At 65.3% G+C, this 25501-nt stretch carries 25 protein-coding genes and 1 tRNA gene; 10 read left to right on the forward strand and 16 right to left on the reverse strand.

Annotation, left to right across the window (positions count from 1 at the left end; all coding sequences use genetic code 11):
• Positions 1–27: 27 nt before the first annotated feature.
• From AC5QAB_RS14550 to AC5QAB_RS14570, 5 genes are all read right to left on the reverse strand, one after another.
• Positions 28–357 (reverse strand): hypothetical protein, encoded by a 330-nt coding sequence (locus AC5QAB_RS14550; RefSeq protein ID WP_049405810.1) that lies wholly within the window; start codon positions 355–357, stop codon positions 28–30.
• Positions 357–704: a hypothetical protein gene (locus AC5QAB_RS14555; protein ID WP_049405808.1), complete on the reverse strand. Its 348-nt coding sequence runs from the start codon at positions 702–704 to the stop codon at positions 357–359. Before AC5QAB_RS14555 ends, AC5QAB_RS14550 begins: the two co-directional genes overlap by 1 nt.
• Positions 701–1531, reverse strand: coding sequence for a 3-deoxy-8-phosphooctulonate synthase (kdsA, locus tag AC5QAB_RS14560; protein WP_005408999.1), 831 nt, complete (start codon positions 1529–1531; stop codon positions 701–703). The genes AC5QAB_RS14555 and kdsA overlap by 4 nt, the downstream gene beginning before the upstream one ends.
• A gap of 89 nt (positions 1532–1620) precedes the next feature.
• Positions 1621–3285, reverse strand: a complete 1665-nt coding sequence (pyrG, locus tag AC5QAB_RS14565; protein WP_014646697.1) for a CTP synthase — start codon at positions 3283–3285, stop codon at positions 1621–1623.
• A 400-nt stretch (positions 3286–3685) separates the two neighbouring features.
• On the reverse strand, positions 3686–3919 hold the full coding sequence (locus AC5QAB_RS14570) for a hypothetical protein (RefSeq protein WP_014646695.1): 234 nt from the start codon (positions 3917–3919) through the stop codon (positions 3686–3688).
• A 171-nt stretch (positions 3920–4090) separates the two neighbouring features.
• On the opposite strand from AC5QAB_RS14570, the gene parE reads away from it, so the two are divergent.
• The 3 genes from parE (at position 4091) to AC5QAB_RS14585 (ending at position 8344) form a co-directional block, all read left to right on the forward strand.
• A complete protein-coding gene (gene parE, locus AC5QAB_RS14575) occupies positions 4091–5980 on the forward strand; it encodes a DNA topoisomerase IV subunit B (RefSeq protein ID WP_032959196.1) in 1890 nt (629 codons plus the stop codon).
• Positions 5981–6158: 178 nt separating this feature from the next.
• Positions 6159–6737, forward strand: coding sequence for a GNAT family N-acetyltransferase (locus tag AC5QAB_RS14580; RefSeq protein ID WP_041864133.1), 579 nt, complete (start codon positions 6159–6161; stop codon positions 6735–6737).
• Positions 6738–6847: 110 nt separating this feature from the next.
• Positions 6848–8344, forward strand: coding sequence for a S10 family peptidase (locus AC5QAB_RS14585; RefSeq protein WP_014646692.1), 1497 nt, complete (start codon positions 6848–6850; stop codon positions 8342–8344).
• A 273-nt stretch (positions 8345–8617) separates the two neighbouring features.
• On the opposite strand, the gene AC5QAB_RS14590 is transcribed toward AC5QAB_RS14585, so the two are convergent.
• Together AC5QAB_RS14590 and AC5QAB_RS14595 are read right to left on the reverse strand one after the other, a co-directional pair.
• Positions 8618–9739, reverse strand: a complete 1122-nt coding sequence (locus AC5QAB_RS14590) for an inorganic phosphate transporter (RefSeq protein WP_014646691.1) — start codon at positions 9737–9739, stop codon at positions 8618–8620.
• A gap of 13 nt (positions 9740–9752) precedes the next feature.
• The gene (locus AC5QAB_RS14595; protein WP_004152833.1) at positions 9753–10379 is read right to left on the reverse strand and encodes a DUF47 domain-containing protein; all 627 of its coding nucleotides are present in this window, start codon (positions 10377–10379) and stop codon (positions 9753–9755) included.
• Between the two features lie 292 nt (positions 10380–10671).
• On the opposite strand from AC5QAB_RS14595, the gene AC5QAB_RS14600 reads away from it, so the two are divergent.
• Together AC5QAB_RS14600 and AC5QAB_RS14605 are read left to right on the forward strand one after the other, a co-directional pair.
• The gene (locus AC5QAB_RS14600; RefSeq protein ID WP_032959200.1) at positions 10672–11976 is read left to right on the forward strand and encodes a hemolysin family protein; all 1305 of its coding nucleotides are present in this window, start codon (positions 10672–10674) and stop codon (positions 11974–11976) included.
• Entirely contained in the window at positions 11960–12619 is a 660-nt protein-coding gene (locus tag AC5QAB_RS14605; protein ID WP_014646689.1) for an exopolysaccharide biosynthesis protein, read from the forward strand. Before AC5QAB_RS14600 ends, AC5QAB_RS14605 begins: the two co-directional genes overlap by 17 nt.
• 92 nt (positions 12620–12711) lie before the next feature.
• On the opposite strand, the gene AC5QAB_RS14610 is transcribed toward AC5QAB_RS14605, so the two are convergent.
• The 4 genes from AC5QAB_RS14610 to AC5QAB_RS14625 form a co-directional block, all read right to left on the reverse strand.
• A complete protein-coding gene (locus tag AC5QAB_RS14610; protein ID WP_014646688.1) occupies positions 12712–13209 on the reverse strand; it encodes a pyridoxamine 5'-phosphate oxidase family protein in 498 nt (165 codons plus the stop codon).
• Positions 13210–13276: 67 nt separating this feature from the next.
• Positions 13277–14272, reverse strand: coding sequence for an LLM class flavin-dependent oxidoreductase (locus AC5QAB_RS14615; protein WP_329858428.1), 996 nt, complete (start codon positions 14270–14272; stop codon positions 13277–13279).
• A gap of 221 nt (positions 14273–14493) precedes the next feature.
• A complete protein-coding gene (locus tag AC5QAB_RS14620) occupies positions 14494–15261 on the reverse strand; it encodes a sulfurtransferase (RefSeq protein WP_049405797.1) in 768 nt (255 codons plus the stop codon).
• Positions 15262–15563: 302 nt separating this feature from the next.
• Positions 15564–15929, reverse strand: coding sequence for a DUF6164 family protein (locus tag AC5QAB_RS14625; protein ID WP_032959288.1), 366 nt, complete (start codon positions 15927–15929; stop codon positions 15564–15566).
• A 70-nt stretch (positions 15930–15999) separates the two neighbouring features.
• Between AC5QAB_RS14625 and AC5QAB_RS14630 the strand changes: the two genes are divergently transcribed.
• Together AC5QAB_RS14630 and AC5QAB_RS14635 are read left to right on the forward strand one after the other, a co-directional pair.
• A complete protein-coding gene (locus tag AC5QAB_RS14630) occupies positions 16000–16434 on the forward strand; it encodes an FKBP-type peptidyl-prolyl cis-trans isomerase (protein WP_014646684.1) in 435 nt (144 codons plus the stop codon).
• On the forward strand, positions 16421–17668 hold the full coding sequence (locus tag AC5QAB_RS14635; protein ID WP_046429894.1) for a TIGR03862 family flavoprotein: 1248 nt from the start codon (positions 16421–16423) through the stop codon (positions 17666–17668). The genes AC5QAB_RS14630 and AC5QAB_RS14635 overlap by 14 nt, the downstream gene beginning before the upstream one ends.
• Before the next feature lie 92 nt (positions 17669–17760).
• Here the strand turns inward: AC5QAB_RS14635 and AC5QAB_RS14640 are convergent, their stop codons facing one another.
• From AC5QAB_RS14640 to AC5QAB_RS14655, 4 genes are all read right to left on the reverse strand, one after another.
• Positions 17761–18222 (reverse strand): GNAT family N-acetyltransferase, encoded by a 462-nt coding sequence (locus tag AC5QAB_RS14640; protein WP_032959291.1) that lies wholly within the window; start codon positions 18220–18222, stop codon positions 17761–17763.
• A 105-nt stretch (positions 18223–18327) separates the two neighbouring features.
• On the reverse strand, positions 18328–19950 hold the full coding sequence (locus tag AC5QAB_RS14645; protein ID WP_049442295.1) for an FMN-binding glutamate synthase family protein: 1623 nt from the start codon (positions 19948–19950) through the stop codon (positions 18328–18330).
• 55 nt (positions 19951–20005) lie between these two features.
• Complete coding sequence (locus AC5QAB_RS14650; protein WP_014646680.1) at positions 20006–21292, reverse strand: nucleotide sugar dehydrogenase; 1287 nt, start codon at positions 21290–21292, stop codon at positions 20006–20008.
• Positions 21293–21426: 134 nt separating this feature from the next.
• Positions 21427–21861, reverse strand: a complete 435-nt coding sequence (locus AC5QAB_RS14655) for a BLUF domain-containing protein (RefSeq protein ID WP_014646679.1) — start codon at positions 21859–21861, stop codon at positions 21427–21429.
• 131 nt (positions 21862–21992) lie between these two features.
• On the opposite strand from AC5QAB_RS14655, the gene AC5QAB_RS14660 reads away from it, so the two are divergent.
• The 3 genes from AC5QAB_RS14660 to AC5QAB_RS14670 all read left to right on the forward strand — a co-directional run bounded on the left by AC5QAB_RS14660 (position 21993) and on the right by AC5QAB_RS14670 (position 24925).
• Positions 21993–22079 (forward strand) — tRNA-Leu (locus tag AC5QAB_RS14660).
• 152 nt (positions 22080–22231) lie between these two features.
• The gene (locus AC5QAB_RS14665) at positions 22232–23206 is read left to right on the forward strand and encodes a tyrosine-type recombinase/integrase (protein WP_495233468.1); all 975 of its coding nucleotides are present in this window, start codon (positions 22232–22234) and stop codon (positions 23204–23206) included.
• A gap of 243 nt (positions 23207–23449) precedes the next feature.
• Positions 23450–24925, forward strand: a complete 1476-nt coding sequence (locus AC5QAB_RS14670; protein WP_197561132.1) for a P-loop NTPase fold protein — start codon at positions 23450–23452, stop codon at positions 24923–24925.
• A 192-nt stretch (positions 24926–25117) separates the two neighbouring features.
• Here AC5QAB_RS14670 and AC5QAB_RS14675 read toward each other — a convergent pair.
• Positions 25118–25501 (reverse strand): RidA family protein (locus tag AC5QAB_RS14675; protein ID WP_495233469.1); only part of this gene is annotated, 384 nt, incomplete at its 5' end.

Below are 25501 nucleotides of genomic sequence, written 5' to 3' on the forward strand. Positions count from 1 at the left end.
GCCACTTGCCAAATGGCCTGGGCGGCATCAGCCCCAGCTGGACCCGATCACGATCAGGGCCAGCGACACCAGCATCACCAGCAACGCACCGGCCACCGCCGCCGCGACGGGTCCACGACGGCGTCGCCAAGCGAGCACCATCGCCACCAGGCTGCCGACGAAAGACACACCCAGCGTGACCAGCGCGGCCACGATCCAGTACTGCATGGCCTGGATGCCATGGTTTCCGTCACCCGGCGAGCCGAAGCTGGCCGCAAAGGCCATTACTCCCAGCAGCAGGGACGCCCAGGCGAGCACGGACAGCCCCAGCGCGACCAGGCCCCAGGGCCAGCCGCACGCTGACGTGCTCGTATTCATCAAAGCAATCCGTAGAACAGGGCGCCAAGCCACAGCGAAAGCAGGATGATCGCAAAGCCGGCCGCCACCTTGCCGCGATTCAGCCGCCAGGCCAGCACCGCGGCCGCGAGGCACCCCGCGGCACCGAGCAGCTCCGCGACCAGCAGCGCAATGAAATACGCGCGCAGATCAAGCGCGCTGCTGCCATCACCCGGGGGGCGCACCGACGCCGCACCGATCAGCACCAGGCCAAACATGCCCACGGTGAACAGCACGGCCAGGCCCAGTGCGATCAGGCCCCAGGGCAACTGTTTCCAGTGCCGGCGATGACGCTGGGCTTCCAGCGCCACCCGCGGGTCACGACTCACGCGAAGCGCGAGAAGCCGTGCTTCTTGGTCACCGCGTCAAGCTCCATCAGGGTCTCGAGCAGCGCTTCCATCTGGTCCAGCGGCCACGCGTTGGGGCCATCGGACAGGGCCTTGGACGGATCCGGATGGGTCTCGGCGAACAGGCCGGAGATGCCCACCGCGACGGCAGCACGGGCCAGCACCGGCACGTGCTCACGCTGGCCACCGGAACTGGTGCCCTGCCCGCCCGGCAACTGCACCGAGTGGGTGGCATCGAACACCACCGGGCAACCGGTATCGCGCATCACCGCCAGCGAGCGCATGTCGCTGACCAGGTTGTTGTAGCCGAAGCTGGCACCGCGCTCGCAGACCATGATCTGCTCGTTGCCGGTGGCCTTGGCCTTCTCCACGACCGGCTTCATGTCCCAGGGCGCCAGGAACTGGCCCTTCTTGATGTTGACCGGCTTGCCGGCCGAGCACACCTTGCGGATGAAGTCGGTCTGGCGGACCAGGAACGCCGGGGTCTGCAGCACATCCACCACCGAGGCCACTTCGTCCATCGGGGTGTACTCATGGACGTCGGTCAGCACCGGCACGCCGATCTGCTTCCTGACCTCGGCCAGGACCTTCAGGCCCTCTTCCATGCCCGGGCCGCGGAACGCGGTGCCCGAGGTGCGGTTGGCCTTGTCGAAGCTGGACTTGAAGATGAAGTTGACGCCGAGCTTGTCGGTGACTTCCTTCAGCTTGCCGGCGGTATCGAGCTGCAGCTGCATCGACTCGATCACGCAGGGGCCGGCGATCAGGAACAGGGGCTGGTCCAGCCCGACCTCGAATCCACACAGTTTCATGGCGTTTCCTTGTTGTCCGCAGCACCGGCCGGGCCGGTGCGCTGGGGGTTGAAGCATGCAGGATGGGGGCCGAAGCCCCCATTCACAAGTCAGGCGCGCGCTTCGGAAAGTAGCTTGCCGCCGGCCTTGCGCTCGCGCGCGGCACGGATGAAACCGATGAACAGCGGGTGGCCGTCACGCGGCGTGGACAGGAATTCCGGGTGCGCCTGGCAGGCCAGGAACCACGGATGCGCGTCGCGCGGCAGTTCGACCACTTCCACCAGGGTGTCGTCCATCGACTTGCCGGCGATCACCAGGCCGGCATCTTCCAGCTGGGTGCGGTAACGGTTGTTGAACTCGTAGCGGTGGCGGTGGCGCTCGGCGACGACGTCCTTGCCGTACAGCTCACGGGCCAGCGTGCCCGGCTTCAGGCGCTGTTCCTGCAGGCCCAGGCGCATGGTGCCGCCGAGGTCGCTCTTGTCGTCACGCTTCTCGACATCGCCGGTGGCGGTGCGCCATTCGGTGATCAGGCCGATCACCGGGTTCGGCGACTGGCGGTCGTTCTCGGTGCTGTTGGCGCCTTCCAGGCCGACCACGTTGCGCGCGTAATCGACGACGGCCGCCTGCATGCCGTAGCAGATGCCGAAGTACGGCACGTGCTGCTCGCGGGCGAACTTCGAGGTCAGCACCTTGCCTTCGAAACCACGGTCACCGAAGCCACCCGGCACCAGGATGCCGTCGACATCGGCCAGTGCGGCCATGTCGGTGCCTTCCAGATCCTGTGCTTCCAGCCACTTCAGGTTGACCTTGGTGCGCTGGCGCAGGCCGCCGTGCTTCAGTGCTTCGCCGACCGACTTGTAGGCATCCTGGTGATCCACGTACTTGCCGACCACGGCGATGGTCACTTCATCCAGCGGATGCAGGGTCGCATCGACTGCGTCCTCCCACATCGACAGATCGACCGGACCGGCCTTGTCGGCCAGCTTCAGCTGGTTGACCACGATCTCGTCCAGGCCCTGCGCGTGCAGGCCCGACGGAATGCGATACAGCACGTCCACGTCCGGCACGCTGATCACTGCGCGCTCGGAGACGTTGGTGAACTGGGCGATCTTGCGGCGCTCCGAATCCGGCACGGCCTGCTCGGAACGGCACAGCAGCACGTCCGGCTGGATGCCGATCGAACGCAGCTCCTTCACCGAATGCTGGGTCGGCTTGGTCTTCAGCTCACCGGCGGCGCCGATGTACGGCACCAGGGTGAGGTGCATGAACAGCGCCTTCTCCGGGCCACGCTCGGTGCGCACCTGGCGGATCGCTTCCAGGAACGGCAGCGACTCGATGTCGCCGACGGTGCCACCGATCTCGACCAGCGCCACGTCGTAGCCTTCGGTGGCTTCGTCGATGCAGCGGCGGATCTCGTCGGTGATGTGCGGAATGACCTGCACGGTCGCGCCCAGGTAGTCGCCGCGGCGCTCCTTGCGGATCACGTTCTCGTAGATGCGGCCGGTGGTGACCGAGTTCTTGCGGCTCAGGCGGGTGCGCACGAAGCGCTCGTAGTGGCCCAGGTCGAGGTCGGTCTCGGCGCCGTCGTCGGTGACATACACCTCACCGTGCTGGAACGGGCTCATGGTGCCCGGGTCGACGTTGATGTACGGGTCGAGCTTCATCATCGTGACCTTCAGGCCACGGGCTTCGAGAATGGCGGCCAGCGACGCGGCGGCAATGCCTTTGCCGAGCGAGGACACCACGCCGCCGGTTACGAAAATCAAGGGAGTCATGGCTGCAAGCATCCTGTCTGGAAATGGAAAACGGCAACACCACGCGCACCCGGAGGGCGGGCATGGTGCTCGGAGGGGGTTTTCCGGTTCGCTGGGACAGCGAGGGAGGTGCGGATCCGTGCGGCGGCAGGCGCCGGACGGGGACCATCGTGCGAGGTCGGGGCGGCCGTGCCGGTCAAATCGACCGTCACCTGCGACCCGCCATGCTGGAAGCCACGCTTGGCCGCTCCAGCCCATTCGCAAAGGGTGGACACGCACTTACTCCCGGAAAGCCATAGTTTACAGATTGATGGCCGCCAACCCAAGGGGCAGACGCCACGTTCCTAAAAAGAAACGCCCCGCTGAGCGGGGCGTTCCGTTGCGCACCCCTTGTCGCAAGGGCGCTTGGCAGGTTGCGGGATCAGCGCTTCTTGCGCGCTTCTTCCTCTTCTTCCTTCTGCGGGGCCGGCTGGCCCTGCGCCTTCATTTCGGCATTGGCCTGGGCACGACGCTTGGCCTTGGCATCGGCCTCGGCCTGCGCCTTGTCGGCCTGGTCACCCTGCTGCGGGGCCGGCTGGCCCGCGTTCTGCGCCACCACCAGCGGCACTGCAACGGCGGCAGCGGCCAGGATTGCAACGGTCAGCAACTTCTTCATGAGGTCCTCCTCGCGGTATGGCTTGGATGTTTCGACCCGATGGGGCCGCCGGCGTTCAGATTCCAGCGGCTGCCATTTTACCCCCTCCCCGGCGCCGAGGCTGAACCGCAGGCGTGCAAAATCGCCGTCCAGACCGCACACTTGCGCGTCGCTCCGCGCTTTAGAAGATAGATGAACGCCCGCTATAACGCCGCCGATATTGAAGTCCTGTCCGGCCTTGACCCGGTCAAGCGCCGTCCCGGCATGTATACCGACACCGCACGCCCGAACCACCTGGCGCAGGAAGTGATCGACAACTCGGTGGACGAGGCCCTCGCCGGCCATGCCCGCTCGATCGAGATCACCCTGTACAAGGACGGCAGCGTGGAGGTCAGCGATGACGGCCGCGGCATGCCGGTGGACATCCATCCGGAAGAGAAGATCCCGGGCGTCGAACTGATCCTCACCCGCCTGCATGCAGGCGGCAAGTTCAGCAACAACAACTACACCTTCTCCGGCGGCCTGCATGGCGTCGGCGTCAGCGTGGTCAACGCGCTGTCGACCCTGGTGGAGGTGCACATCAAGCGCGAAGGTGCCGAACACCGCATCACCTTCCGCAATGGCGACCGCGCCACGCCGCTGGAGGTGGTCGGCACCGTCGGCAAGAAGAACACCGGTACCCGCGTGCGCTTCTGGCCGGACCCGAAGTACTTCGACACGCCCAAGTTCGCAGTGCGCGCGTTGAAGCACCTGCTGCGCGCCAAGGCCGTGCTGTGCCCGGGCCTGACCGTCAAGCTGACCGACGAAGCCACCGGTGAAGTCGATACCTGGTACTACGAAGACGGCCTGCGCGACTACCTGAAGCTGGAACTGGGCGAGCGCGAATCGCTGCCGGCCGACCTGTTCGTCGGCAACCTCAAGAAGGACACCGAGGTGGTGGACTGGGCCGTGGCCTGGCTGCCGGAAGGTGAGCTGGTCCAGGAAAGCTATGTCAACCTGATTCCGACCGCCCAGCATGGCACCCATGTCAACGGCCTGCGTACCGGCCTGACCGAGGCGCTGCGCGAGTTCTGCGACTTCCGCAACCTGCTGCCACGCGGCGTCAAGCTGGCCCCGGAAGACGTGTGGGACCGGGTGTCGTTCGTGCTGTCGCTGAAGATGACCGACCCGCAGTTCAGCGGCCAGACCAAGGAACGCCTGTCCTCGCGCCAGGCCGCCGGCTTTGTAGAGGGCGCCGCGCACGATGCGTTCAGCCTGTTGCTGAACCAGAACGTGGAGCTGGGCGAGAAGATCGCGCAGATCGCCATCGAGCGCGCCAGTGCGCGCCTGAAGACCGAGAAGCTGGTCGTCCGCAAGAAGGTCACGCAGGGCCCGGCCCTGCCCGGCAAGCTGGCCGACTGCATCAGCCAGGACCTGTCGCGCACCGAGCTGTTCCTGGTGGAAGGTGACTCGGCAGGCGGCAGCGCCAAGCAGGCGCGCGACAAGGATTTCCAGGCGATCCTGCCGCTGCGCGGCAAGATCCTCAACACCTGGGAAGTGTCGTCCAACAGCGTGCTGGCCTCCGAAGAAGTGCACAACCTGGCCGTGGCCATCGGCTGCGACCCCGGCAAGGACGACATCACCGGCCTGCGCTACGGCAAGGTGGTGATCCTGGCCGACGCGGACTCCGACGGCCTGCATATCGCCACCCTGCTGACCGCGCTGTTCCTCAGGCATTTCCCGGCGCTGGTCGATGCCGGCCACGTGTTCGTGGCAATGCCGCCGCTGTTCCGCATCGACGTGGGCAAGCAGGTGTTCTACGCCCTGGATGAGGAAGAGAAGCGTTCGATGCTGGACAAGATCGAGCGCGAGAAGATCAAGGGCGCAGTCAACGTCACCCGCTTCAAGGGCCTGGGCGAGATGAACCCGAACCAGCTGCGCGAGTCGACCATCCATCCGGATACGCGCCGCCTGGTGCAACTGACCGTGGACGATGGCGAGCAGACCCGTTCGCTGATGGACATGCTGCTGGCCAAGAAGCGCGCGTCCGACCGCAAGGGCTGGCTGGAGTCGAAGGGCGATCTGGCTTCGCTGGAAGTCTGATCCGGAGCGGGGTCGGATCCCTTTCCGCAGGAAAGGGCTCTGACCCGGTTGGCGGCAGTGGGGTCAGAGCCGTTTCCTGTCAGGAAACGGATCCGACCCCATGCGCTCCGACCCCATCCGCCCCCATCGGCAAACCCGGCAGCGCCATAATGCGCGTCCACCCGTGTGGACCATCGTATTGGCCAGCCACTCGCTGCTGTTCCCCGGCCTGCCGCTGCACAGTGCACGGCTGGTCCTGAGCCCGATCCGTCGTGACGACGCCGCCGCGCTGTTCACGCTGCAGTCCAACCCGGATGTCATGCGATGGTGGAACCATCCAGCCTGGACGCGACTGGCCGAAGCGCGCGAGCAGATCGACGATGACCTCGCCGCCCATGCAATCGGCACCCAGCTGAAGCTGGCCGTGCGCGAGTCGCTGGAAGGTCCGCTGCTGGGCATCTGCGTGGTATTCGCGGTGGACCGCGATGCGGCGCGCGCCGAGATCGGCTACCTGCTGGCACCCGATCGCCAGGGCCAGGGCTATATGCACGAGGCCCTGCAACAGGTACTGGCCTACCTGTTCCGCACCCTGCACCTGCATCGGGTGGAAGCCGAGATCGACCCGCGCAATGCGCCGTCCGCGCACGTGTTGGAACGCCTGGGCTTCCACCGCGAGGGGGTGCTGCGCCAGCGCTGGCGCATCCAGGGGCAGCTGGCCGACTCGGCCGTCTACGGCCTGCTGGCCGATGACGACGCCGCAGCCACCCTCCCCGCTTGACCCAATCTGGCCAGTAGCGGGCTCAACGCACGGCCATGCCTTTGGACACATACGGCATGGCCCGCCACCGGCCTAGCATCGGAACCCCCTTCCGCTGCCGAACCGGTGCCATGAAGTCCCTGCTGCACACTGCCGCGCTCTGCGTCGGCCTGCTCATCGCCCCTGCCAGCGTGCTGGCCGCGCCCGACGCCGAGGGCAAGCCCGACCCGAAAGACGACAAGACCGAAGCGCCTGCGCTGCCCGCCGACGCCTCGGCCCGCCAGAGCATGCGCCTGGCCGGCCGCACCCTGGACTACACCGCCACCGTCGGCACCCTGCCGGTACGCGATGCCAAGGGCAAGGTGATCGCCGATGTGGTGTTCACCGCCTACACGATGCCGGGCAAGGACCGGCCGGTGACCTTCGCGCTCAATGGCGGCCCCGGTGCGTCGTCGGTGTACCTCAACATGGGCGCGATCGGGCCCAAGGTGGTGACCTTCGGCTCCGAGGGTGACAGCGCATCGGCGCCGGCCACCCTGCACGACAACCCGGGCACCTGGCTGGACTTCACCGATCTGGTGTTCATCGATCCGGTCGGTACCGGCTTCAGCCGCGCGCGGATCGGCGACGATGAAGCCAAGAAAGCGCTCTACAACCCCAGTGCCGACGTCGAATACCTGTCGCGCTCGATCTACGACTGGCTGCTGCGCAACCAGCGCATGGCCTCGCGCAAGTACCTGACCGGCGAGAGCTACGGTGGCTACCGCGGCCCGCGCATCACCCACTTCCTGCAGACCCGGCTGGGCGTGGCGATGAACGGACTGGTGCTGGTCTCGCCCTACCTGAGCCCGACCCTGGAAGACAACGCCGATGTCTCGCCGATGGCGTGGATGCAGACGCTGCCGTCGATCGCCGCGGCGCACTTGGAGCGCCAGGGCAAGCTGACCGATGCGGCGATGCGCGAGGTGGTGGAGTACACCCGTGGCGATTACGCCACCGCGTTGATGAAGGGCCGCAGCGATCCGCAGGCTACGGAGGCCATGCTGCGCCGGGTCACCGCGCTGACCGGACTGGACCCGCAGTTCGTGCGCCGCGCTGGCGGGCGCCTGGAGACCCAGGCCTACCTGCGTGAAGTGTTCCGCGACAAGGGCACGCTGGGCAGCCGCTACGACTCCAACGTGACCGCGTTCGATCCGTTCCCGAATGATCCGGAGCAGCGCGCCAACGATCCACTGCTGGACAGCATCATCGCGCCGACCACCACGGCGATGGTCGACTTCGTGACGCGCGTGGTCGGCTGGAAAGTAGATGCGCGCTACCAGGCGCTGAACTACGACGTGAACCGGCTGTGGGACCGCAATGGCGAACTGCGCCAGGGTGCGGTGACCCAGCTGCGCCAGGCGGTGGCGATCGACCCGCATCTGCAGGTGCTGATCGTGCATGGCTGGAATGACCTGTCGTGCCCGTTCATGGGCTCGATCCTGACCGTGGACCAGATGCCGACGATGGGCAGCAATCCGGACCGGGTGCAGGTGCGCAGTTATCCGGGCGGGCACATGTTCTACAGCCGGGCGGACAGCCAGGCGGCGTTCCGCAAGGATGTACAGGCGTTGTTCCAGCGTAATTGAAGGGGTTTGGCCGGGCCTGCGGCCCGGCACCCGCTGGCAGCCACGGCAACGGCAACGGCAACTGCAAAAGCTGGCTTCCTGACGGCTGTTGGTGGGTGCCGACCGTTGGTCGGCACGGGGGCGGATCCCGTTGCTTGGCAACGGGCCCTGACCCTGGTTCTGCTCTGGTAGGTGTCGACCTTGGTCGACACGGTGGGTGCGGAAAATTCTTGCCCATGAAAAAGCCCGCCTGATATGGCGGGCTTTTTCGTTTGCAACCTTGGCGTGGGGCGATCAGGTCCAGCCGAACAGCTCGAACAGCTTCAGGATCAGGTACGCGCAGCCACCGGCCGCCGGGATGGTCAGGATCCAGGCCCAGACGATGCGCTCGATCACGCCGAACTTCAGCGAGCGCGGGTTCTTGGCGAAGCCGACGCCCATGATCGCGGTGGAGATGCTGTGCGTGGTCGAGACCGGCATGCCGAAGTGGGCCGCCAGGGTCAGGATGGTGGCCGAGCTGGTCTCCGCGGCGAAGCCGTGGATCGGGTGCAGCTTGACCATCTTGTGGCCCAGGGTCTTGATGATCTTCCAGCCGCCCGAAGCGGTACCGGCCGCCATCACCACCGCGCAGGTCAGCACGATCCACATCGCGATGCCGTCACCGGCATGCGCGTCCGGGTGCATGAAGGCCAGCCAGGACGGCAGGTCGTTCAATGCGCCGGTGGCTTCGGCACCGATCAGAGTCATGGCGATGATGCCCATGGTCTTCTGCGCGTCGTTGTGGCCGTGGGCGAAGCCCATGTAGGCCGCCGAGGCGATCTGCGCCTTGCCGAAGAAGGCGTTGACGATGCGCGGACGCGCCAGGCGGCCGATGGCACCACCGATCTTGGCCAGGCCGGCGATCAGCGCCCACAGCAGCACCATCACCACGATGCCGAGCAGGAAGCCGGCGATCGGCGAGGTGATCATCGGCACGAACACCTTCCACAGCAGGCCCTTGTTCTGCGCCCAGCTGCCCAGGCGCTCGGACCAGATCAGCGCGTCCCAGTTGTTGTGGGCGGCAGCCAGGCCGGCGCCGCAGAGGCCACCGATCAGGGCGTGCGAGGACGAGGACGGCAGGCCCTTCCACCAGGTGATCAGGTTCCAGATGATGCCGCCCAGCAGGGCGCACAGGATCACCTGCGGGGTGACCTCGACCACGTTGGTGTTGAGCAGGCCCGAGGCGATGGTCAGCGCCACCGCGGTACCGGTCAGTGCACCGATGAGGTTCATGAAGGCGGCCAGCATCACCGCCCAGCCGGGCGAGAGCACCTTGGTCGCCACCACGGTGGCAATGGAGTTGGCAGTGTCGTGGAAGCCGTTGATGAACTCGAAGACGAGCGCGGCCAGGATCACCACCAGGACAAGGGTCAACATGCGGCGGCGTCCGTCAGCTGTTCTTCAACACGATCTGGTACGCCACCACGCCAGCCTCGCGGCAGCGGTCGATGGCCTTTTCCAGGATCTCGAAGAATTCCTTCAGCAGGAACATCTGCAGGTTGTCCAGGCGGCCCGAATAGATGTCGCGGTACAGCTCGAGCATCAGGCGGTCGGCCTCGTTCTCCAGCGAGCGCAGCTTCTCGTTGAGCGCGGTCATCCGGTCCAGGTTCATGTGGCGCAGGTCGGCCACCATCTCCACCACCACGCCGGCGGCCTGTTCGAGCATCGCCGCGCGCGGCGCGAAGTCGATGTGCTCCAGGTGCGTCGTGGCCAGCGAATAGCGGTCGGCGAACTTCTCGATCTGCTTGGGAATCTTGTACAGCGCCGAGCCCAGCGCTTCGATGTCTTCGCGCTCGATCGGGGTCATGAAGCTGTCCACCAGCGCCTGGCTGATCTTGTCCGAGGCCGCGCGTTCGCGCAGGCGGGCCAGCTTGAAGGCGTCCAGCGCGGGCTGGCGGTCGGCCTCGCGCAGCATGGAATGCAGCGCCTTGGCGGCGTCGGAAGCCGCGACGGCAGCCTCATCGAGCAGGGTGTAGAACTGTTTGCCGGAACCGAAAATGGTCTGCAGAGAGAACATTGAGAAACCTGTCAGCCGTCGCGGGAAGGACGGCACCAGACGGAATTATGACGGCTAGATGACCATCACGGGTATCCCCGCCCCCTTTCGAGGCCTTGGAACCCCCAACCTGAACAGGCGGTTGCCACCCTGCCATGCCCCTTTGCTAAGATGCCAGCGCGCCTTCGGGCGCACCTTATGGACGACGACCCTTATCCCCCTGCGCCGCGCCGGACCCCGTTCCTGAGCGCCTGCCGCCATCGCCAGCACCCGCCCTCCCTGCCACCAACCGGGGACGACGCCCGTGTTTGAAATGATCCTGATTGTCTTCGCGCTTGTTCTGCTGAACGGCTTCTTCGCCATGTCCGAGATGTCGGTCATGACCTCGCGCAAGAGCCGCCTGAAGCAGATGGCTGCCACCTCCAAGCGCGCGGCCAAGGCACTGGAGCTGTCCGAGAAGCCGGAGAGCTTCCTGTCCACCGTGCAGATCGGCATCACCGTCATCGGCGTGCTGACCGGCTACCTCGGCGGTGAGGCGCTGGGCGAGGCCTTCGCCGGCTGGATCCAGGGGCTGATGCCGGGGTTTGCGTACGCGGGCAACATCGGTACCGCACTGGCCGTCAGCCTGATCACCTTCATCACGCTGATCTTCGGCGAACTGGTGCCCAAGCGCCTGGCGCTGACCCGCTCGGAGGCCATTGCCGGCCTGGTCGCGATGCCGATGAGCTGGCTGGCCAAGCTGGCCCTGCCCTTCGTCTGGCTGCTGTCCAAGACCACCCAGCTGGTGCTGCGCCTGTTCGGCCTGGGCAAGGACGAAGTCGCCTCGGTGACTGAAGAAGAGATCCGCATGCTGGTGGCCGAGAGCCACGAAGCCGGTGTGATCGACGCCCACGAGCGTGACATGATGAACCGCGTCATGCGCCTGGGCGACCGCACCGCCGACAGCCTGATGACCCCGCGCAACCGCATTGCCTGGCTGGACACCCAGGCCGGGCTGGAGCGCAACCTGGAAATCATGGCCGAGCACGAGTTCTCGCGGTACCCGGTGTACCGCGACAACGACATGGACGTGGTCGGCGTACTTGAATTGAAATCGCTGGCCACGCGCATGGCACGTGGCGACAACGCGCTGTTCCAGACCCTGCGCGAACCGCTCTACGTGTCCGAATCGACCCACGCGATGAAGCTGCTGGAGATCTTCCGCGAGGAACAGCAGTCGATGGCGCTGGTGGTGGACGAGTACGGCGAGATCCAGGGCCTGGTGACCATCAGCGACCTGATGGGCGCCGTGGTCGGCCGCCTGCAGGCGGTGGAGAATGCCGATGAAGATGCGCTGGTGGTGACCCGCGAGGACGGTTCGCTGCTGGTGGATGGCTCGCTGCCGATCGAAGACCTGCGCGAACTGATCGGCAGCAACGAGCTGCCCGATGCCGAGGACGGCGATTACTACACCCTGGCCGGCATGTGCATCCACTACTTCGGCCGCATCCCGCACGCAGGCGAGTACTTCGACTGGGCCGGCTGGCGCTTCGAAGTGGTCGACCTGGACGGTGCGCGGGTGGACAAGCTGCTGCTGCGCACGCTGTCCGACGAGCAGGCCGATGAGCTCACCGCCTGAGGCCGGCCAGGGTCCAGGCGCCGAGCGCCCGGCCTACCGCAACGAGGGCATCCGCACCCTGCTGGAGATGTTCGCTTCCGGCGACCCGGCCGAGCACATGCCGCTCGGCCAGATCCTGAGCAACCTGCAGCAGAGCGCGTTCGGCGTGTTCCTGTTCGTGGCGATCCTGCCCTCGTTCATCCCGATCCCGGGCATGGGTGGCGCGGTCAGCGGCCCACTGGTGATCCTGATCGGCCTGCAGATGCTGTTCTGCCTGCGCCGGCCGTGGCTGCCCGGCTTCATTGCCCGCCGCGGACCCAAGCGCGGCACCATGCACCGTTTCCTGGACCGCATCGACCGCCCACTGCGGCGCCTGGACAGGATGCTGAGGCCACGCCTGCCGCAGCTGTTGACACCCCTCCCCGCCCACGCCTTTAGCGGCCTTCTGCTGGTGCTGCTGGGCCTGCTGCTCTCGTTGCCGATTCCCTTCACCAATTTCCTGTTCGGCTTCCAGCTGCTGCTGTTCTCGCTGGCGCTGCTGGAACGCGATGGCGCGCTGATGCTGTTCAACTGGATCGCCGCGTTGGCGGCGATCGCGTTCTTCGGCTTCAGTTCGGGACAGCTGGTGGGTTACACGGTGGACCTGTTCCAGCGCTGGTTCTGAGCCGGAATCCGGTAGAGCCGGCCGCTGGCCGGCTGCCACGTTTCCAGGTCTGCCGGCCAGCGCCCGGCACTACCAATACCGGACATCGATCCTCACCGAAGGTCGATGAAGCCATTGTCGGCCAACTGCGCCGGCTCGTCCTGCACCGCCGACAGCACGAAATTCAACGCCTTGCCCAGCAGCGTGCCCGGACCATCCCAATACTCGGCCGAGTCGGCCCGCACGTGGATCAGGCGCAGGTTCGGGTCGTCCTTGCCGCCCGGGAAAAACAGTTTCATCGCCGGCGACCACAGTTCCTCGATCTTCGCGCGGTCGTCAACGATGCGCGCGCGCCCCGCCACCGATACGTAGGTGTTCTTCGACGGCGAGGCATAGGCCACGTTGACGTGCGGATCAAGCGCGATCTCGGCAACCTTCGGGCTGTCGGCGGTGATGACGAACCACAGGTCACCGTCGAAGGTGACCTGCTGGGTGGCCAGCGGCCGGCTGTAGAGTCGTCCGTCGACGCCGGTGGTGGTGAACATCGCCACCTCCACGTCCTTGATCAGTTCTGCCAGCTGGGCGATGTGTTCGGCGCGGGTATCCGCCATGGGAGGCTCCAATGGGAAGAGCCCCCATCAGACCCGTCGCGGCTGCAACGGGCCGTGACGCCATTGTTCAGCCCGCGTGGCGGGCATGCCAGGCCTGCATCGCCAGTTCGAACGAACGCAGGCGCGCACGGTGGTCATGCAGGTTGGCGGTGAGCATCAGCTCGTCCGGCAAGTGACGCTCAACGAACGCGGCGATGCCATCGGCCACCTGCTGCGGATCGCCGAGCACGGTGCAGGCCAGGGCCCGCTCCACGCCGAGCTTTTCGTGCGGCTCCCAGAAGGCTTCGATGTCGTCGATCGGCGCCGGAATCTTGCCCGGCCGGCCGCGGCGCAGGTTGACGAAACTCTGCTGCTGGCTGGTGAACAGGCGGCGCGATTCGGCCTCGCTGTCACTGGCGACGACATTCAGGGCCAGCATCGCGTGCGGCTGCTTCAACGTGGCCGAGGGACGGAACTCTCGGCGGTACACCGCCAGCGCCTCGTCCATGGCATCGGGCGCAAAGTGCGAGGCAAACGCATAGGGCAGGCCCATCGCGGCGGCCATGCGCGCGCCGAACAGACTGGACCCAAGGATCCAGGTCGGCACCCGCAGGCCACCGCCCGGAACCGCCTGCACCGCCTGTCCGGGCTGTACCGGCTCGAAGTAGTGCAGCAGCTCGCGCACGTCCTGCGGGAACTGGTCGGCGCTGTCGAAGTAGCGGCGCAGTGCACGCGCGGTGGGCTGATCGGTGCCCGGCGCACGGCCGAGGCCGAGATCGATGCGGTCCGGATACAGCGAAGCCAGCGTGCCGAACTGCTCGGCCACCTGCAGCGGCGCATGGTTGGGCAGCATGATGCCGCCGGCACCGACGCGGATACGCCGGGTGCCGCCCGCGACGTGGCCGATCAGCACGGCCGTGGCCGCGCTGGCGATGCCGGGCATGTTGTGGTGTTCGGCCAGCCAGTAACGGCGGTAGCCCAGTGCATCGGCGTGCTGGGCCAGTTCCAGCATGTTGGCGAAGGCGGCGGTGGTGTCACTGCCCTCGCAGACCGGGGCCAGGTCAAGGATCGACAACGGGATCATCAGCGGTTTTCCGTCTCAGGATCTCCCCTGCATGGGGTCGGCCAGGCGCAGCGGCCAGTGACGGTGGCGGGATGCTGATTCCCGCGGAGCCGGTTCAGCGCTGACCCGGCCGATCCGGGGTGCCCTGATCCGCGGCGCCAAGCGCGATTGGTAGTGCCGGCCGCTGGCCGGCAGGCAAAGTGCCCTGGCAGCCGGCCAGCGGCCGGCTCTACCGAAGCGTGTCAGAACGCGCTGGGGCGCGGCTCCGGCAGCGGCTGGTCGACCATCGGCTTCAGTTCGGCATCCAGCGCCACGCGCTCGTCGAACACGAAACAGCGGCCTTCATAACCTTCGCCGCCCACCTCCTCGAAGTAGCCGAGGATGCCGCCATCGAGCTGCAGCACGTTGTCCATGCCATCGTTGGCCATCCACAGTGCGGCCTTCTCGCAGCGGATGCCGCCGGTGCAGAAACTGACCACGGTGCTGTCCTTCAGCGCCTCGCGATGCGGCGCCAGCGCCTCGGGCAGGTCGGTGAACTTGTGGATGGGCAGCACCAGCGCATCCTTGAAGGTGCCGTACTCCACTTCCTGCAGGTTGCGGGTATCGAGCATCACCACCGGCTTGCCGGCGTCATCGTGGCCCTGCCGCAGCCAGCGCTGCACGGTGGCCGGATCGACCGCCGGTGCACGCGGATAGTCCAGCGGCTGGCCGTCATCGCGGCGGAAGCTGATGATCTCGTCCTTCACCTTGGCCTTCAGCCGCGCGAACGGCTGGTGCTCGCTCAGGCTGGTCTTGACCCGCATCCCGGCAAAACGCGCATCGGCATGCAGCGCGGCGTAGAAATCCTCGACCGCCTCCGGCGCGCCGGCCAGGAACAGGTTCAGTCCCTCGCCCGCCACCAGGATCGTGCCCCGCAACCCGGCCGCCTGGGCACGCGCCAGCAGCTGGTCGCACAGGGCCTGGGGGGCGTCGATGACGGCGAAATGGTAGGCAGCGGTGTTGGCGATCATCCTGCCATTTTAGCGCCTCCCGCCCGCACAGACAGATTCAGGGGTCAGAGCCCTCTGCGCAGCAGAGGGATCCGACCCCAAGCCCGGCAGACACCCGGAATCTGTCAGAGGCGGGGCGGTGTGGGCAGGCGGGACCGTTGGCGCCATGGATGGCGCCATCGAGCCCCCAAGGATGGGTTTACGGCGTGTCCCGCCTGCCGACACCGCCCTGCCCGCCACGGATTGCCTGCCGTTGCTGTTGCTGTTGCCGGCCAGCGGCCGGCACTACCGCGGGTGCCGGGTGCAACCCGGCCAGAAGCCCCTTACCCCCGCAACAGCATGAACGGCAGCAGCACCAGCGCCGCCGCAGCGGCCATGCCCAGCAGCACCAGCACCACGAACACCGGCCGCCGCCGGAACAGGCTGCCAAAGGTCTCCGCCGTGCCATCCCGCAACGCCTGCTCACGCTCGGCCCGCACGCGCACACCGCGCGCCGCCTGGTACCCGGCCATCAGCGCCTTCGCGCGCGGATGATCGGCGTCCTCGCGCAGCCACAGGCCACCGTTGGAAATGCCCCAAGGGCTGGGTTCGGTGCGGTACCAGGCGATGCCGTGCTGGTCGAGCAGCGTGCAGACATCGGCATATTCGTCGTCGCCGACATTGCGCAGATTGAGCAGGAGTTTTGCCATGCCGCCATGATACCCGGCGCCGATGCGCTACCCTTGCCGCCCTCGCCCTGCGCCCTTCTGGAAACGCCCGATGCGCCGCCTGCTGCTTCCCCTGCTGCTGTCCCTCGCCGCCGCTGGCTGCTCGAGCGAGCCCTCCGGTCCGCCGCCGGGCGGCACCCTGACCACCTTCGAGCGCATCGATACCGTCGCTGGCACCGGCACCGAAGCCGTTCCCGGCAGCAAGGTCACCGTGCACTACACCGGCTGGATCTACGACAACCGCACCGAAACCAAGCACGGCAAGACCTTCGACAGCTCCTTCAAGCACGGCCAGCCGTTCACCTTCGCGCTCGGCGCCGGCCAGGTCATCCGCGGCTGGGATGAGGGCGTGGCCGGCATGAAGGTCGGCGGCAAGCGCACGCTGATGATCCCGCCGGATTACGGCTACGGCGACCGCCGGGTCGGGCCGATTCCGGCCGGTTCGTCGCTGGTGTTCGATGTCGAGCTGCTCGATGTCAAGCCGTAATACCGCATTGCCCCATCGGGTCGCCGTCATCGGCGGTGGCCCGGCCGGCCTGTTCGCCGCCGAGCGCCTGCGCGCCGCGGGGCTGGACGTGGACCTGTACGAGGCCAAGGGCTCACCCGGCCGCAAGTTCCTGATCGCCGGCAAGGGCGGTCTCAACCTCACCCATTCCGATCCGCGGCCGCTGTTCGACAGCCGCTACCGCGAGCAATCCACGGCCGTGGGTCGCTGGCTGGATGGCTTCGACGCGCAGGCGCTGCGCGACTGGGCTGCCGGCCTTGGCGTGGAGACCTATGTCGGCAGCTCCGGCCGCGTGTTTCCGGTCGACCGCAAGGCTGCGCCGCTGCTGCGCGGCTGGGTGCGCCGACTGAAGGAACAGGGCGTGCGCCTGCATGCCAACCACCGCTGGATCGGCTGGGGCAACGACGGCGCGCTGCGCTTCGCCACCGAAGCCGGCGAGATCGATGTCCACGCCGATGCCAGCGTGTTGGCGATGGGTGGCGGCAGCTGGCCGCAGCTGGGCAGTGATGGCGCCTGGGTCGCCCCCTTGCAGGCACGAGGCGTGGACATTGCGCCGCTGCAATCGGCCAACTGCGGCTTCGACATCGACTGGACGCCGTTCTTCGCCCAGCGCAATGCAGGCGCACCATTGAAGCCGGTGGTCGCGCACTGGCTCGACCTGGCCGGACAACCGCAGTCGCTGCAGGGCGAATGCGTAGCCAGCGAGTACGGCATCGAAGGCAGCCTGATCTACGCGTTGGCCGCAGACCTGCGCGAGACCATCAACCGTGATGGCCATGCCATGCTGTGGCTGGACCTGGTGCCGGGACGCGATGAAGCACGCCTGCTGGCCGATCTTTCGCGGCCGCGCAAGGGTCGCAGTTTTGGTGAGCATCTGCGCCGTCAGGCCGGACTGGATGCGGTGAAGGCCACCCTGGTGTTCGAGATCCTTGGCAAGGATGCGGGCCACGACCTGCCTGCCGTGGCTACCACGCTCAAGCGCCTGCCGTTGCGCCTTCTGCGTCCACGGCCGATGGCCGAGGTGATCAGCACTGCCGGCGGCGTGCGCCTGGATGCGCTGGATGATGGCCTGATGCTGCGGGCAGTACCCGGCGTGTTCTGTGCCGGCGAGATGCTGGACTGGGAGGCCCCCACGGGGGGCTACCTGCTGACGGCGTGCTATGCCAGTGGCCTGCGCGCCGCTGAGGGCGTGATCGGGTGGCTGGCTGGGCGGTGACGCCCGCATTGTGGAGTCTAGCCATCCTCGACTGCCTTTGATTCAGACGATGAAGCAGTCGAGCATGGCTCGACTCTCCAATCCCCGGGCGCTCACCACGGCCTGCGCATGCTCACCGAAGCCAGCGCCACGCCGCTGGGATGCGGGTAGGCTTCCTCCCGCACGGCAATGAATCCCTGCCGTTGGTAGAACGGCACCGCATTGAGCGAGGCTGACAGCACCACCTCGCGCTCACGATCGGCCATCGCCAGCAGACGCTGCATCAACGCCTGGCCGATGCCCGTGCCGCCACGATCCGGATCGACGAACAGCGCATCGACTTCATTGGCGTCGGTATCAAACACGCCGAACCCGAGCAGGACACCCTGCCCGTCCTCGGCCACCACGCAGCCTCCCTGCCCCAGCAGCCGTGCGTACTGCGACGGCGGCGGCGAAGCAGACCACGGATCGATCACCTCCGCCGGATAATGGCTGCTGCACGTCTCGCGAACGCAACGCGTGCGCAGTGCCCACAGCATGGCGACATCGTCGATGGTGCCGGTCCTGAACCGCATGACATCCCCCTGTAGGGCCGAGCCCATGCTCGGCTCGGCTGTTCTTCGTTCCAATATTGCGATGAGAGAAGCAGCCGAGCATGGGCTCGGCTCTACAGCAACACATTATCGCGACTTGCTGGCGCGCAGCGCCTGGATCTTCGGCGGCGGCTGGAACGAATCGCTGCGTGCATCGGCCCAGAATGCATGGAACACCGCATGATCCGGCACCTTGTGCAGCAGCTCGCCCGGTTCCAGGTAGCGGTACAGCGACGCCAGCGAGCGGATCTCGACAGGCGAAACACGACGCAGGATGTGCTCCGGCCCCAGTTCGGCCGGATCGTTCAGGCCGGCCGCACACAACAGCTCCTTCAGGGCGTGCAGCGTGTGCTCGTGGTAGCTGTACACGCGGGTGGCCTTGTCCGGTGCATCCAGGTGCTTCCAGCGCGCCGGGTCCTGGGTGGCGATGCCGGTCGGGCACTTGTCGGTATGGCAGCTCAGCGACTGGATGCAGCCCAGCGCGAACATGAAGCCACGGCCGGCATTGCACCAGTCGGCACCCAGCGCGATGGTGCGCGCGATGTCGAAGGCGCTGGTGATCTTGCCCGCCGCGCCGATGCGGATCCGCTCGCGAAGGTCCAGGCCGACCAGCGTGTTGTGCACCAGCAGCAGTGCTTCGTGCATCGGCACGCCGACATGGTCGACGAACTCCGCCGGTGCTGCGCCAGTACCGCCTTCGGCACCGTCGACCACGATGAAGTCCGGCAGCAGGCCGGTTTCCTGCATCGCCTTGGCAATGCCGAACCACTCCCACGGGTGGCCGATGGCCAGCTTGAAACCGACCGGCTTGCCGCCGGACAGTTCGCGCAGACGGGCGACGAACTGCAGCAGTTCGACCGGCGTCGAGAACGCCGAGTGACGCGACGGCGATACGCAGTCCACGCCCATCGGCACGCCACGGGTGACCGAGATCTCGGCGGTCACCTTTGGCGCCGGCAGCACGCCGCCATGACCGGGCTTGGCGCCCTGCGACAGCTTGATCTCGATCATCCTGACCTGATCATGGGTGGCGTTGGCGACGAAGCGCTCTTCACTGAAACCGCCCTTTTCGTCACGGCAACCGAAGTAGCCCGAGCCGATCTCCCACACCAGATCGCCGCCCATCTCGCGGTGGTATGGCGAAATCGAACCTTCACCGGTGTCGTGGTAGAAGCCACCACGCCGCGCGCCTTCGTTCAGTGCGCGGATCGCGTTGGCCGACAGCGAGCCAAAGCTCATCGCCGAAATATTGAACACGCTCGCCGAATACGGCTTTGCACAATTGGCGCCGATCAGCACGCGGAAATCGTGCTTGGCGATGGCGGTCGGCGCCAGCGAGTGGTTGATCCACTCGTAATCCACCGCGTAGGTGCTGCGCAGGGTGCCGAACGGCACCGTGTCCATCTCGTTCTTGGCCCGCTGGTAGATCAGTGCACGCTGCTGGCGCGAGAACGGCACGTCCTCCAGGTCGCTCTGCACGAAGTACTGGCGGATTTCCGGACCGATCGATTCCAGGCCGTAGCGGAAGTGCGCCATCACCGGATAGTTGCGGCGCAGCGTGCTGCGCTTCTGCAGCAGGTCCCAGGTCCCCAGTGCCACCATCGCGGCGGTCAGGCCGACGCCCCAGTACCAGGCCGGCCAGATCGTGGCCAACCACAGGCAGATGGGGAACATCAGGATGGCGAGCAGGTAGACGATATACCGGTGCATGGCGTTCCTTGGTTGCAACTGCCTGCGAGTCTACCGTGCTGCCCGCCGCCCGGGTTTACAGGCGATCGTCAACCACGTTGCGTGGCCAGGCCGATTTGACGTCGTAGACCAGGCCGCCCGGCGCCAGCAGCGACCGGATACCCGCCTCATCCATCGCCTTGAAGCGGGCATGGGCAACCGCCAGCACCACCGCGTCATAGGCCCCTGCCACGGGTTCGGCCAGCCACTGCACGCCCTCATCGGCCAATGCCGCCGGGCCGACCCAGGGATCACTGACCTCGACCTGAGCGCCGGCATCACGCAGGCGCTGCGCCAGCTCCAGCGCGCGGCTGTTGCGCAGGTCCGGGCAATCCTCCTTGAAGGTCACACCGAGCACCAGGATGCGCGACTGCACTGGTTCACGGCCGCGTTCGGCCAGCATCGCCAGCACCCGCGACGCCACATGCTCACCGACGCGGTTGTTGACCTGCCGCGCCGTGTGGATCAGGTCCGGGTGGTAGCCCACGCTCTCGGACTTGTGCAGCAGGTAATACGGGTCCACGCCGATGCAATGGCCGCCGACCAGGCCCGGCCGGAATGGCAGGAAGTTCCACTTGCTGCCGGCGGCATCGAGCACATCCTGGGTATCGATGCCCAGCCTGTCGAAGATCAGCGCCAACTCATTGACCAGCGCGATGTTCACATCGCGCTGGATGTTCTCGACCACCTTGGCGGCCTCGGCCACGCGCATCGATGGCGCGGGGAACGTGCCGGCGGCAATGATGCGCTGGTACAGGCCATCGATCACCGCAGCCACTTCCGCTGTCGACCCCGAGGTGATCTTGCGGATGTCGGCCAGGCGCCGCTGGCGGTCACCGGGACTGACCCGCTCCGGGCTGTAGCCGCAATAGAAGTCTTCGTTGAAGCGCAGGCCCGAGCCTTCTTCCAGCAGCGGCACGCAGACTTCTTCAGTGGTGCCGGGGTACACCGTGGATTCGTAGATCACCAGGTCACCCGCGCGCAGATGGCTGGCGATCAGCCGCGTCGCCGAACGCAACGGCTCCAGATCGGGCTGCTCATAGGCATCGATCGGCGTCGGCACGGTGACGATGTAGACGTTGCATGCATCAAGCAAGGCCGGATCGCTGCCGTACTGCAGCTGCCGAGCACTGGCCAGCTCGTCGGCCTCCACCTCCAGCGTATGGTCCTGGCCATCGCGCAGCTCGGCGATGCGATCGGCATCGATGTCGAAGCCCAGCGTCGGCCAGTGCCGACCGAAGGCCACCGCCAACGGCAGGCCGACGTAGCCCAGGCCGATCACCGCAAAACGCGGGGTCTCCGCTGCCGCAAGGGACGCGCTCACTGGCATGTCCCGCGCAACGGCATGCATGCCGCCATGGATTCGGCCGACCTGCTCATTCGCTGCACCACTCCGTGTAATTCCACGCCAGAAAGGCGACAGCGTAACGGCCCGGGCGCCTGCCCGCCAAGATGGGATCAGGAGCCCAGTGCGACCGCGGCCGGTTCCAGTTCGCCATCGGCGCCGGTCCAGGCCTGCCGCAGGCGCTCGAAGCCACCGCTGCCAAGCAGGAAGCCCGGCCACGCCGATTCAACGATCTGTGCCAGCAGCTCCGCATCAATGCGCCGGGTTCCCATCGACCAGCGCGGAAACGCCCGCTGCGCCACCGGCGCGCGGCACAGCACCTTCAGCTGGCCGTGGCTGCGCGCATTGACGATGCGCTGGTACACCGAATCGATACCGTCCTCCGGGCCTTCCAGGTACTGCAGGAAACGGCTGCCATCGAACATCAGCACACCGGTGACACCGGCTACACGGTTGAATGCCGTGGCATCGGCCAGCAGGCGGTCAAGATCGGTTGTCTGCAGATCGGCGCGGGCCTCACTGGCATAGGCAATCGCGTGCAGCGACATCGTGCGGCTCCCCCCCTGGGAACGATGGTTGGGACTATGACATGAATGGGAGCGACAGTTAAACACGCTGCCGCCCCACGGCAATCCGGCTGCGATTCTGCAGCTGGGCTACAATCGGCGCCGCGCTGCAGGCCCGGATGGCGAAACTGGTAGACGCATCGGACTTAAAATCCGCCGGGGGCAACCCCATGCCGGTTCGATTCCGGCTCCGGGCACCATCCCACGTTTTGGGGAGCCTACGTGTTCGCCACGATTCGCCTCGATTCGTCACGAAATCAGGCACTTAGGGTGACCCTAATTTCCGCTATCACCACGATTTGCCCGGACTTGCCCGGCTACTCTCCCCAAAAATTCCCCATATGATGCGGCCATGGCCAGCATCCAACGATCGGGGAACAAGTGGCGCGTGCAGGTGTACGTGGCAGGCGTTCGCGACTCCACTACCAAGCACACAAAGCAGGAAGCCGCGAAGTGGGCTCTTGAGCGAGAGGCAGAACTTCGAGGTGGGAAGCTGCCAGACAAGTCGCTGCGCGAAGCGATGCGCCGCTACGTCAAGGAAGAAGCGCCCAAGCGAGCTGGCGAACGGTGGGAGTCGGTCCGCATCGCTGCCTGGGAACGGACGCTTCCGCTCTTGGACCGGCGAATCGCGGCAATCGACAGCTCGGACATCATCGCTTGGCGAGATGGAAGGCTTAAGCAAGTCAAGCCTGGGACGGTTGCTCGCGAAATGAACCTGATGCGGTCCGTGTTTGAGACTGCACGTCGGGAATGGAAGTGGATAAAGCAAAACCCCATGTCGGACGTTCGCTGGCCGCAGCAACCTAAAGGGCGCGCGCGACGCGTATCTCAAGCTGAGGAAGCCGACCTGATCGCAGCGTTCGGGCTCGACAAGGGCCTGTCGGCGGAGACGGCCACCCAGCGGACGGGCTTGGCGTTCCTGCTCGCCCTAGAGACAGCCATGCGGTCTGGAGAAATCCTGTCACTAACTTGGCCGAACGTGCATCTTTCCGAGCAATACGTTCACCTGCCCAAAACCAAGAACGGCGACGCAAGAGATGTGCCGCTTAGCCGGCGGGCTTGCGAGATCCTGAAGACACTTCCCCTTGGCTTCGGGCCCGTCTTCCAGCTCAAATCTGCCGTGCGTGATGCGCTCTGGCGAAAAGTTCGCGATTCGACCGGACATAGGGAAGTGCACTTCCACGACAGCCGCGCCGAGGCCATCTGGAGGCTTTCGAAGAAGTTGGACATCCTGCAGTTGGCTCGAATCATCGGACATCGGGACCTCAAGTCTTTGATGATCTACTACCACGAGCCTGCTTCTGAGATCGCCCGCCAACTCGGGTGATTTGCCTACTCTCCCGCTCCACGACGGCGGCGTTCAGCGTCCGGCGTTCTAAAGCAACTGGAGCCACTCCACCGTGGTCTTCTTCAGGGCTGTGCCCTCCACCTCCCCGCCCCATGTCTGCGCCAATTGATGTGGCTGGCCAAGCACAACGAACGACCGATCCATAGGGGATCAATGCCCACTTGAGGCGAGATATACGATAGTGCACGCTCTGCACACCCATGCCAGGAAGGTACACCCGGAATGTCACTGCAGAAGGCAAAAGGGCCATCCATCAATCCGAACGCCCCTTGGGCTAACGACCCGCTTTCACGAAGGGAAGCAGGTGAGGTGCTTTCCACGCTCATCGCAACACTTGGGGAATCTCCGTTCGTAATTTCAATGAAAGGCGGATGGGGAACTGGGAAATCGACATTCCTGGAGAGATTGTCGTTCCATCTAGAGAGAAAGCTGAAGATCCCTGTAGTACGAATGGATGCCTGGCAGTCCGACTACATTGACGATCCGCTCTTGGCCATGACTACCGCACTCGGGGATCGCCTTAGTGCCATGGAAAAGGGTCGCGCAAAGAGAGCTACCGCGAAAGTTGTCACCGCCCTTGCGGAGTCGGCCGGAAAGATATCGCTTCCTGCGTTGTCGATTCTAGCCAGCGCCATTGTTCCCGGGGGGGGCAAAGTAGTAGATCTCGCATCCGCAATGCCCGAGTTGGCCGAAGGACTATTAGGATGGGACCGGGCAAGGCGGTCGGCCGAAGAGCGATTCAGGCTTTCATTGGCTGATGCGAAAGATGCACTGAAAAATTCTCTCGAATCAGAAATCGAATCACCCCTTGTCGTAATCGTCGACGAGCTAGACCGTTGCCGGCCCGACTTTGCAATTAAGTTTCTAGAAAGAGTTAAGCATTTCTTCAATGTCGACGGAGTCTGCTTCCTAATTGCTACAGATAACGATAATTTGCCCGAGGCCGTGAATGCCGTGTACGGACAAGGCGTCGATGCTGAGAAATACCTCCGGAAGTTCTTCGACTTCGAATTCAACTTGCCGAAGCCGAGCATGACGGACTATGCAGATTACCTTTTCCAAGCATTCCCAGGGGCGAACAACCCCAATCATCTAATTGAGTTCAAAAAAAGGCTATTTAATAAACTCCATGCAGGATCATATAGAGAGCTTTTGCAAAATCAGCCTGCAGCACTTGATCAAGCAGAATACAGTATTTTTTTTGGTGAAATATCACAATCCTTTGGATTTCAGCTTCGAGATGCGCTTCAGGCCAATACACTATTGATGGCATTCGTGCGAACTTTCCCCGCACGAAGGATGAAGTTTCCATTCATAGATTGCTACATTTGCTGCCTTCGGTTCAAAGATCCCAAACAGTATCGATCATTGGTGAACGGCGATTATCCCAGCCCAGCCAGAGCGCTGCTTTCGGATCTGAAGAAGAACATCACGAACGTCCATGCAATCGCGAAGTTTCTCGGCATGCACGACGACATTGACGCATTTAACTGGGAAAATGAACTCTCAAACCTTTCACATAATTCGGTCTCCCTCCCACTTGAGAGGCTGGCGTATGTGTCTCTGCTGGCACGGACAACGGTCCATATGAAGGATCGTTCACGCACTTTCACTTTTGACGTGAACGAATACATCAATGCAGTACTTGGATTCACGTCCAGTTTTGCGGAACTTCCGGATGGCGAGGCTACCGCCTAGCTCTTCGTCGATACATTCCCGGCCTAGCTGCATGGGGCTGTCAGCGTCGAACTAGGGCTTGGGCACCAGAAAAGCACCCATCGGCAGTAGCCAAGGAGCAGCTGCACGCCCTGCCCTCCAGCACGCCCGGTGCGTCCTCCGCGGCACGCTGGTCACATAAGCGCGCGAAGGCGCCTCTGCCCGCCCATGTCTTCAGCCCTGAACTTCTGCCCGGAAGGCAATCTCAATCAGCTGCTCTGGGAAGGCCAGCGCCGAGACCCCAATCAGGTTGCTGGCCACCTGAGGCACCGGCTGACCATACACAGCCGGCCGGACCTTGCCACTGGCCGCGAAAGCCGACGGAACGTCGATGACAAACAGCGTTTCCTCGACCACGTCCGCGAGCGAACCACCCAGCTCTGCCAGCAGCACCTGCGCGTTCTCGTAGGTGCGCCGCATCTGGGCTTCCATGGTGTCGAAGTTGGCGGGCTTACCATTCGCCCCCAGCTCTGCGGGTGCGACCAACTGCCCCTCCGGCGTATGGGACAGCTGTCCGGACACGAAGATCGTGTTGTTAACGCGGACGGCTTGGACGTA

It is taken from the genome of Stenotrophomonas sp. YJH_SMC_127, assembly GCF_059372445.1.